Below are 7687 nucleotides of genomic sequence, written 5' to 3'. Positions count from 1 at the left end.
AGCATGCCCAGGAGCAGGAGCAGTACCGCCAGGCTCTTGCGGACCGGTTCCAGGAACAGGTCCGAGGTGAAGGCCTCGATGGCGATGCCGCCGGCCAGCAGCCGTTCGGCGATCTTTCCGCGCGGACGGCGGCACGGGGTCGTTGGGCGGCGTCTGGTCGCTGGGCACGGGGCCAGTTTGGCCGCTGGCGTCAGCCGGTCCTGGACGAGATGGAAACCACGGCGCTGATGAAAACAGGAAGCGCGGCGGCACTGATCAGCACTATCGCCCCGGCACCCACCCAAGCCGGCGGTGTCCGGCGGGGCCGCGCGGATCTCAGCAAGGAAACCGGAACGACGCTCAGCCAGAGGAACAAGAGGAGGATCCCAATGACGACGAGGACTGCGAACGGTGGAAACAAGATGGCACCAGCGAGCAACGGAACATAGAATTTAGCCGCTCCGGAGCCCCACAGCGGAAGGCGCTCACTCCACCAACCAGCTGCGGCAGCGACGACGGCGCCGTGAAGGAGGGCAAGTCCGGCATACAGTGCCACCGACAGCCAGCCGGGTCCAACAATGTTGAAATCGATGTTGTCCGCGCGCAGGGGATCCATCAAGGACCCTACCCACACGAGGAGGAGCAAACCGAACAGCGGTCCGGCGAGACGTCCGCGTGGAAGCCAGCGGCGCACGAGGGGGAACAGGATCGCGGCAAGGAAGCCGGCCGGCAGGCCACCGAAGAACAGCAGGGCCATGGTCCCCCCAACGCTGGGAATTCCCACGAATGCCTGGGCCTCCGTTAGCCGGCCCTGTGCGGAAGCGGGGGATGTGTCCGCCAAAATGCGCATGACCAGCCGCCCGCCGGGCCAGGCGGCAAGCAACGCCGAGACCAGTGCGGAAAAGGACACGACGTTGGCCCACCAGAAGAACCGGCGCAGCGCGCTCAGTTTCACGTCAGTCCGGAACTTTTGCCCGCCGGTGCCCGTGGAGGGGTGGGGTCGTGAGGCGGATGGCTCACGGATGCTGCGGCCTCCCCACAGCACCACCACCAGCAGGCCAAGGAGCAGAAAAAGGGCGGACCCCACCACAATTATTGTGGCCATCGCTGATCACCATCCACATCCAAAGGATGGATCAATTGTGCTCCCAACCGCGGGTACGGGCTACCTCCGCGGGGCAAACATGATCACAGCCACCCCGACCAGGCAAATGACGGATCCCGCGATGTCCCACCGGTCCGGGCGGAAACCGTCGAAGATCATTCCCCACGCCAGCGAACCAGCCACAAACACGCCGCCGTAGGCGGCCAGAATCCGGCCGAAATGGGCATCCGGCTGGAGGGTGGCCGCAAAACCGTAGAGGCCCAGGGCAATCACGCCCAGCCCTGCCCACCACCAGTCCTTGCCCTCACGGACTGACTGCCACACGAGCCACGCGCCGCCGATCTCGGCAGCAGCGGCCAGGACGAACAGCACAGTCGTTTTGGCGATCGCCACGGTTTCAGCAGGAATACTCACAGGCTCATCATGCCAGCCGGGAATGCGGCCACCCGGCGTGAGGTTGGGCCTTACATGCAACGCATCGGATTCCTTTCCTTCGGCCACTGGGGCCCCGGCCAGGGCTCCCGCACCCGAACCGCCGGCGAGGCCCTCCGCCAGGGCATTGAGCTGGCGGTGGCCGCCGAGGAACTCGGCATCGACGGCGCCTTCTTCCGGGTGCACCACTTCGCCCGTCAGCAGGCGTCCCCCTTCCCGCTGCTGGCAGCCATCGCGGCCCGGACCAGCCGGATAGAGATGGGCACGGGCGTGATCGACATGCGGTACGAAAATCCGCTGTACATGGCCGAGGAAGCCGCCGCCACGGATCTGATCAGCGGCGGCAGGCTGCAGCTGGGCATCAGCCGTGGTTCACCAGAGCCCGCCCGGAACGGGGCCGCCGCCTTCGGCCACCAACCGGCCGAAGGCGAGACCGCCGCAGACGTGGCCCGCCGGCACACAGCCGAGTTCCGGCACGCCATCAGCGGCGCCGGCGTGGCCGAGGCGGACCCGCGCTACGCCGGCGGAGCCATTGGCCTGTTGCCGGTCCAGCCGCAGTCACCGGGCCTGACAGAGCGGATCTGGTGGGGCGCCGGAAGCCGCAACACCGCCGTGTGGGCGGCCGGCCTGGGCATGAACCTTATGAGCTCCACCCTTCTCACCGAGGACACCGGCGTCCCCTTCGACCAGCTTCAGGCGGAGCAAATCCAACTCTTCCGGGAGGCCTGGACCGTGGCAGGACACAGCCACCAGCCGCGGGTCTCTGTCAGCCGGAGCATCCTGCCAATCGTGGACGACGAGGACAGCAGGTATTTTGCGGGCAGCGCGCTGCGGGACAGCCGGGACCAGGTGGGCGTCATCGACGGACTGACGGCACGCTTTGGCAAGACCTATGCGGGTGCTCCGGATGTCCTGGCCGAGCAGTTGGCGGCCGACGCAGCGGTCCAGGCCGCGGACACGCTGCTGGTGACAGTGCCCAACCAGCTGGGCGTTGACTTCAATGCCAAAATGCTGGGAAACATCGCCCGGTACATTGCGCCCGCCGTCGGCTGGACCCCGGCCCGTTCCTGATCCGGCGTAATTTCCGCTGGGCGATCCGCCCGGAAGGGAATATCCTGAGAAGGTACGGGCCACGGTGGCCCGGCTTTCTGTCACGGCCCAGAGAGGCTCAACATGTCCGAAAAGCTCCACCTGACACCGGAAGATGAGTTCCCGGAAGATCTTTCCACCGTTCCGGACCGGGAACTGCAGGTTCTGGACAGCCAGGTGCAACGCCAATTGGACTACGAGTACGTGGCCGAGGGGGAGCCGAACCCGGAGACGGAGTTCAGGCACCACGACCTCGATGAGGAATTCGAAGACCGGGACAGCCGCTGACCCGGGAACCATCAGCAAGCCACAGCCGTTAGGCTTGTAGCGGGCATTGGGGGCTGAGGCCCCAACATTACTGCGTGACTGCGGAACGGTCAGGAGAGAGACATATGGCTCGCGCCGCTTTAGGTTTGACTGCATGATCCGGCTACGTCAGCTGGCACAGGCGGCTTCCGTACTGACAACGCCATTGGCACCGGAAGATATTCTGGCGCTCTTTAACCCTGTTTTCTCCGCGCGCCAGCTGCGTGGAGTGGTGACCCGTGTGGTCCAGGAAACGGCACAGTCGGCCACCATCTTCTTCCGTCCCGGCCGCGGCTGGCATTCCCACCTGGCTGGCCAGTGGGCGCGCATAGGCGTTGAGCTGGACGGCGTCCGCCACTGGCGCTCGTATTCGCTGAGCGCCCCCGCCGGCAAGGACCCGGCCATCACCGTCACCGACGTCGGCGCTGTTTCCGGAACCCTGGTCCGGACCACCAAACCGGGCGACGTCCTTTTCCTGGCACCCCCGCAAGGCGACTTCGTCCTGCCCGAGCACCCCAGGCCGCTCCTGATGGTCACCGCCGGCAGCGGCATCACTCCGGTGATGTCCATGATCCGCACGCTTGTTCCCCGCCGCCCGGATGCCGACGTCGTCCTGGTCCACTCAGCCCGCACGCCCGGCGACAGCCTCTTCCGCGAGGAACTCGCCGAACTGGCTGACCAGTTCCCCAACTTCCGGCTGGCCCACTGGTACACCGGCGAGCAGGGCCGCATGGACCTGACCAACACGGCCGAGCTCGATGACATCTGCCCGGACTGGAAGGAACGCGCCGCCTACGCCTGCGGTCCCGACAGTTTCCTGGACGACGCCGAGGCCCTGTGGAAGCAGGCGTCCCTCACCGCCGGTGCCCCCGGTTCCGATGTTGCGCTCGCCGGCGATCCCGGCAACCTGATGATTGAACGGTTCAACACCACCTTCGCCGGGGGTGTAGGGCACGACGGCGGCCTGGTCACCTTTGAGGCGTCGGACCGGGAAATTGACGCCGACGGCGATACTCCGCTGCTCGACGTCGGCGAGGACGCCGGGGTGCTGATGCCCAGCGGCTGCCGGATGGGGATCTGCCACAGTTGCCTGACTCCGCTCCTGGCCGGACAGGTCCGTGACCTTCGCACCAACGAAGTCCACGGCGAACCCGGCCAACTAATCCAAACGTGTGTCTCGGCAGCCGCCGGACCCGTCAACCTCGAACTCTGAGGAGCATTAACGCATGTCAGTAGTTTCAGAAAACAAATCAGTTTCAGAAAGCAAGGCCGCCCCGACCGGAGCGGCAAAGACGCGCCCCGGAGCGCTCGCCGAGTCCGGCGGCCCCTCTGTCCGCCCGCCCGCTGCCGCGCACCTTTCCGACGAACAGGTAGCTGAGCTGGGCCGGGAACTCGACGCGATCCGCGACGAAATCCTCGCCAAGCGCGGCGCATCCGACGCCGCCTACATCCGCCGCATGATCAAGATCCAGCGCGGACTCGAGATCTCCGGCCGCGCGGCACTGCTGGTCAGCAAGAACAAGGCAGCCTGGGTCACCGGCACCACGCTGCTGAGCTTCGCCAAGATCCTGGAAAACATGGAACTCGGCCACAACATCCTGCACGGGCAGTGGGACTGGATGCGTGACCCGGACATCCACTCCACCACCTGGGAATGGGACTTCGTTACCCCGGCGCGCTCCTGGCAGCACAGCCACAATGACCTCCACCACCGCTGGACCAACGTGGTGGGCAAGGACAACGACGTCGGATACAACCTCCTGCGGATGGACGAGAGCCAGCCGTGGAAGCCTCATAACCTGGGCAACCCGCTGTACAACGCCATCCTGGCTCCTGTCTTCGAATGGGGCATCGCCATTTACGACCTGGAGCTTGCTGAGTACCAGGCAGGCAAGAAGTCCAAGGAAGCACTGCTCAAGGACCTCAAGGCGCTGGGCCGCAAGGTGGTCACCCAGTTCACCAAGGACTACGCGGCCACGCCCGCCGTCGCCATGCTCACCGGTTCCGGCAAGCAGGCCCTCTACGGCACGCTGACCGCCAACGCCGTCCGCAACGTGTGGGCGCACGCCGTGATCTTCTGCGGCCACTTCCCCGAAGGCGCGGACACCTTCACCGAGGAAATGGTGGAAGGCGAAACCCGCGGTGACTGGTACGTCCGCCAGATGATCGGCTCGGCCAACATCTCCGGTTCCAAGTTCATGCACCTGATGACCGGCAACCTGTCGCACCAGATCGAGCACCACCTCTTCCCGGACCTGCCGTCCAACCGGTACGCCGAGGTTGCTCCGCGGGTCCGCGAGATCTGCCAGCGCTATGGCCTGAAGTACACCACGGGTCCGCTGCTGAAGCAGGTGGGATCTTCCTGGGCGAAGGTCTTCAAGCTGGCGCTGCCGGGCAAGGCCGCCAGGGCTTGAGCTGACTAAGCCTTAAAGAGTGGAAGGGCCAGGCGAATGAACTGGCCCTTCCACTCTTTTTTGTTATCCGGTCTGCTTCTTCAGGAAGGCGAGCAGGGCTTCGTTGACTTCCGCGGCGTGCGTCCACAGCAGCCCGTGCGGGGCGCCGTCGATCTCCACATACTCCGCCGACGGCAGGGCCTTGGCGAACCGGCGGCCGGTGACGTCGATGGGGAGGATGTTGTCCTCGGTGCCGTGGACAATCAGCGCGGGGACATCGATCCGGGGGATGTCGCCGCGGAAGTCGGTCAGCCAGGTGGGCTGCGCGGCGACTGATGCGGTGGCGCCGGCTCCGGCTGCGATGTTCCGGCTGGCGTCCAGGACTTCCTGGCTGAGCCGCGGTGTGCCCAGGAACGTGTCCGAGTTGTAGAAGTTCTTGAAGAATTCCGTGAAGAACGCGTACCGGTCCGCGGTGACGGCTTCGGTGAGCCCGTCAAAAACGTCCTGCGGTACGCCTTCCGGGTTGTCCTCGGTTTTCAGGACGAACGGTTCCAACGATCCGAGGAACACTGCGCGGGCCACCCGGGCGGAGCCATACGTGCTCAGGTAACGGGCAACCTCGCCGGTACCCATGGAGAAGCCCACCAGCACGGCGTTGTTGACGTCCAGCGATTCCAGGAGGGTTTTGAGGTCGGCGGCGAACGTGTCGTAGTCGTAGCCGCGGGTGGTCTTGCTGGACTTGCCGAAGCCGCGGCGGTCGTAGGTGATCACGCGGTAGCCGGCCTCCAGAAGGGCGGTGGTCTGCTTTTCCCAGGAGGATCCGTCCAGCGGGTAGCCGTGGATCAGGACAACGGGCTGGCCGCTCCCGTGGTCTTCGTAGTAGAGCTCGGTATCGGTGCTGTTCTCGGTTCCAACGGTGACGAATGCCATCTCGGCGGTCCTTTCGAAGCTTCGGGATCAGTTTCGGGCGCCAAGCAAAAGCCAGCGCCCGGCATTCCCTACTCTAGGGACCACACGCCGGGGCACCAAGGATCTGGCTACTGGGAGGGTTGGGGCAGCTCGCAGCCGACCTGCGGGTTGACGCCCAGGTAGTTCAAGGGCCCGGCGACGATGGTCACGGCCACCGTTCCCGCCGCGGCGCAGGACCCTGGAGCCCCGCCGAAATAGCCGCGCTGCCAGGCGGCGATTCCTCCGATGATCAGCCAGATGACAATAAGTGCTCCGAGAAACTTCATGGTGTCCTCCCATGGCGTGGCCTGTGCGTTCAAGTATGCGCCGATAACCGGAAAGCTCACAGGACCAAAAACGCCGCCCCCTCCCCACACCTGGACGCTCTCTCACTTAACGCCACTTAATTCCCAACGCTCTCTCACTTTTATGAATCGCAGCGCTAAATGGCGGCGTTTCTGCAGCGGTAAATGACACGCCCGGTTGGCCGGTAGGGGGATCCCTTACTGGGGGTGGGGAGGTCAGGCAGCCACACCTAGTCGCGCGAGACCGTCCGAAATGACGTCGGTAACCACGCGGGAGTACCGTCCGTCGGGGTCGAGGTCAGGGTCGAACACGGTCACTGACGCCCCGATGGCCCATGGGGCGAGCTGAGCCAGAAGTTCCGTCAGTTCATTCGCGGCGAATCCTCCTGGGTCGGGACTGTCTACGGCTGGCATCACGCTGGGATCGAGTACGTCGACGTCGATCTGCAGCCAGTAGCCAACGCCCGCAACTGCAAGAGCTGCAGCGGCGATGGCGTCCGGCGCCTGAGCAAGGGCTTCTTGGGCGGAGACGACGAGGCCCAGTTTCCGACGCGCTTCGGAAGCCTCTGCATCATCGTCTCGGTGCCCTATGTGGACGGTACGAGCTGGGGGGAAGTACGGCCCGAATCCGTCCATATTCGCGATTGCTGGCCAGTGCAGGCCAACGGCAGCGGCAAGGTCTTCACCGGCGACGCTAGCGCACTCCTCGCTGTTGCCAGGGTGCCGAAAGTCAGTGTGGCCATCTACATGAACCAGGCCAGTCCGGCCGCGCCGCGAGAGAGCGAGGCCGATTCCGAGTAGGACGCTGCAATCTCCGCCGACCACCAACGGAGTATTTCCTGCTTCGATAACACCCGCCAGACGATCGGCAAGTCGATGGGCGTGCTCGGCCATCGCAGCCTCGTTGCGAACATGGCCAGCCGAGCGAGTGGTGTCGTCATCGACGTACCGCCCTGGAAGGACTACGCCAGCGTCAATCGCCCCCACCTGTGCGAGCCGCTTGAATAGACCGGCTTCTCTTAGGGCCTCGGGTGCTTTGGCTGTGCCGGGCACACTGCCGCGTCTTGGAGGCCGCAGGCCGAGGTTACTTGGTGCAGACAGGATTGCAATCACGTTCCTAGCCTGCCAGA

Annotated in this window: 9 protein-coding genes; 4 read left to right on the top strand and 5 right to left on the bottom strand. The window is 65.1% G+C overall.

Annotation, left to right across the window (positions count from 1 at the left end; all coding sequences use genetic code 11):
- Window positions 1-190 precede the first annotated feature (190 nt).
- On the bottom strand, window positions 191-1084 hold the full coding sequence (locus tag V6M49_RS09980) for a hypothetical protein (protein WP_332761008.1): 894 nt from the start codon (window positions 1082-1084) through the stop codon (window positions 191-193).
- 60 nt (window positions 1085-1144) lie between these two features.
- Complete coding sequence (locus V6M49_RS09975; protein WP_141142201.1) at window positions 1145-1477, bottom strand: YnfA family protein; 333 nt, start codon at window positions 1475-1477, stop codon at window positions 1145-1147.
- Window positions 1478-1552: 75 nt separating this feature from the next.
- On the opposite strand from V6M49_RS09975, the gene V6M49_RS09970 reads away from it, so the two are divergent.
- The 4 genes from V6M49_RS09970 to V6M49_RS09955 all read left to right on the top strand — a co-directional run bounded on the left by V6M49_RS09970 (window position 1553) and on the right by V6M49_RS09955 (window position 5325).
- The gene (locus V6M49_RS09970; RefSeq protein ID WP_332761007.1) at window positions 1553-2587 is read left to right on the top strand and encodes an LLM class flavin-dependent oxidoreductase; all 1035 of its coding nucleotides are present in this window, start codon (window positions 1553-1555) and stop codon (window positions 2585-2587) included.
- Window positions 2588-2689: 102 nt separating this feature from the next.
- Window positions 2690-2893 carry a hypothetical protein gene (locus V6M49_RS09965; protein ID WP_141141640.1) on the top strand — a complete coding sequence of 68 codons (204 nt, stop codon included), beginning with the start codon at window positions 2690-2692 and terminating at the stop codon, window positions 2891-2893.
- A gap of 133 nt (window positions 2894-3026) precedes the next feature.
- Window positions 3027-4124, top strand: a complete 1098-nt coding sequence (locus tag V6M49_RS09960) for a ferredoxin reductase (protein WP_141141639.1) — start codon at window positions 3027-3029, stop codon at window positions 4122-4124.
- A gap of 13 nt (window positions 4125-4137) precedes the next feature.
- Window positions 4138-5325, top strand: coding sequence for a fatty acid desaturase family protein (locus tag V6M49_RS09955; protein WP_141141638.1), 1188 nt, complete (start codon window positions 4138-4140; stop codon window positions 5323-5325).
- 63 nt (window positions 5326-5388) lie between these two features.
- Here V6M49_RS09955 and V6M49_RS09950 read toward each other — a convergent pair whose 3' ends face one another.
- The 3 genes from V6M49_RS09950 to V6M49_RS09940 form a co-directional block, all read right to left on the bottom strand.
- Entirely contained in the window at window positions 5389-6234 is an 846-nt protein-coding gene (locus V6M49_RS09950; RefSeq protein WP_332761006.1) for an alpha/beta fold hydrolase, read from the bottom strand.
- Window positions 6235-6341: 107 nt separating this feature from the next.
- Window positions 6342-6539 carry a hypothetical protein gene (locus V6M49_RS09945; protein WP_056346486.1) on the bottom strand — a complete coding sequence of 66 codons (198 nt, stop codon included), beginning with the start codon at window positions 6537-6539 and terminating at the stop codon, window positions 6342-6344.
- A 234-nt stretch (window positions 6540-6773) separates the two neighbouring features.
- Window positions 6774-7610 carry an arginase family protein gene (locus V6M49_RS09940; protein WP_246848618.1) on the bottom strand — a complete coding sequence of 279 codons (837 nt, stop codon included), beginning with the start codon at window positions 7608-7610 and terminating at the stop codon, window positions 6774-6776.
- Window positions 7611-7687 lie beyond the last annotated feature (77 nt).

The organism is Pseudarthrobacter sp., from assembly GCF_036675385.1.
Taxonomy (GTDB): Bacteria; Actinomycetota; Actinomycetes; order Actinomycetales; family Micrococcaceae; genus Arthrobacter.
Note: the sequence above shows the minus strand (reverse complement) of the source record. Positions and strands in the feature narration are given on the sequence as shown.

Excerpts from the sequence above, each read along its gene's own strand:
- V6M49_RS09980 (WP_332761008.1), bottom strand. The coding sequence starts at position 1,084 with ATGGCCACAATAATTGTGGTGGGGTCCGCCCTTTTTCTGCTCCTTGGC.
- V6M49_RS09970 (WP_332761007.1), top strand. The coding sequence starts at position 1,553 with ATGCAACGCATCGGATTCCTTTCCTTCGGCCACTGGGGCCCCGGCCAG.
- V6M49_RS09965 (WP_141141640.1), top strand. The coding sequence starts at position 2,690 with ATGTCCGAAAAGCTCCACCTGACACCGGAAGATGAGTTCCCGGAAGAT.
- V6M49_RS09960 (WP_141141639.1), top strand. The coding sequence starts at position 3,027 with ATGATCCGGCTACGTCAGCTGGCACAGGCGGCTTCCGTACTGACAACG.
- V6M49_RS09955 (WP_141141638.1), top strand. The coding sequence starts at position 4,138 with ATGTCAGTAGTTTCAGAAAACAAATCAGTTTCAGAAAGCAAGGCCGCC.
- V6M49_RS09950 (WP_332761006.1), bottom strand. The coding sequence starts at position 6,234 with ATGGCATTCGTCACCGTTGGAACCGAGAACAGCACCGATACCGAGCTC.
- V6M49_RS09945 (WP_056346486.1), bottom strand. The coding sequence starts at position 6,539 with ATGAAGTTTCTCGGAGCACTTATTGTCATCTGGCTGATCATCGGAGGA.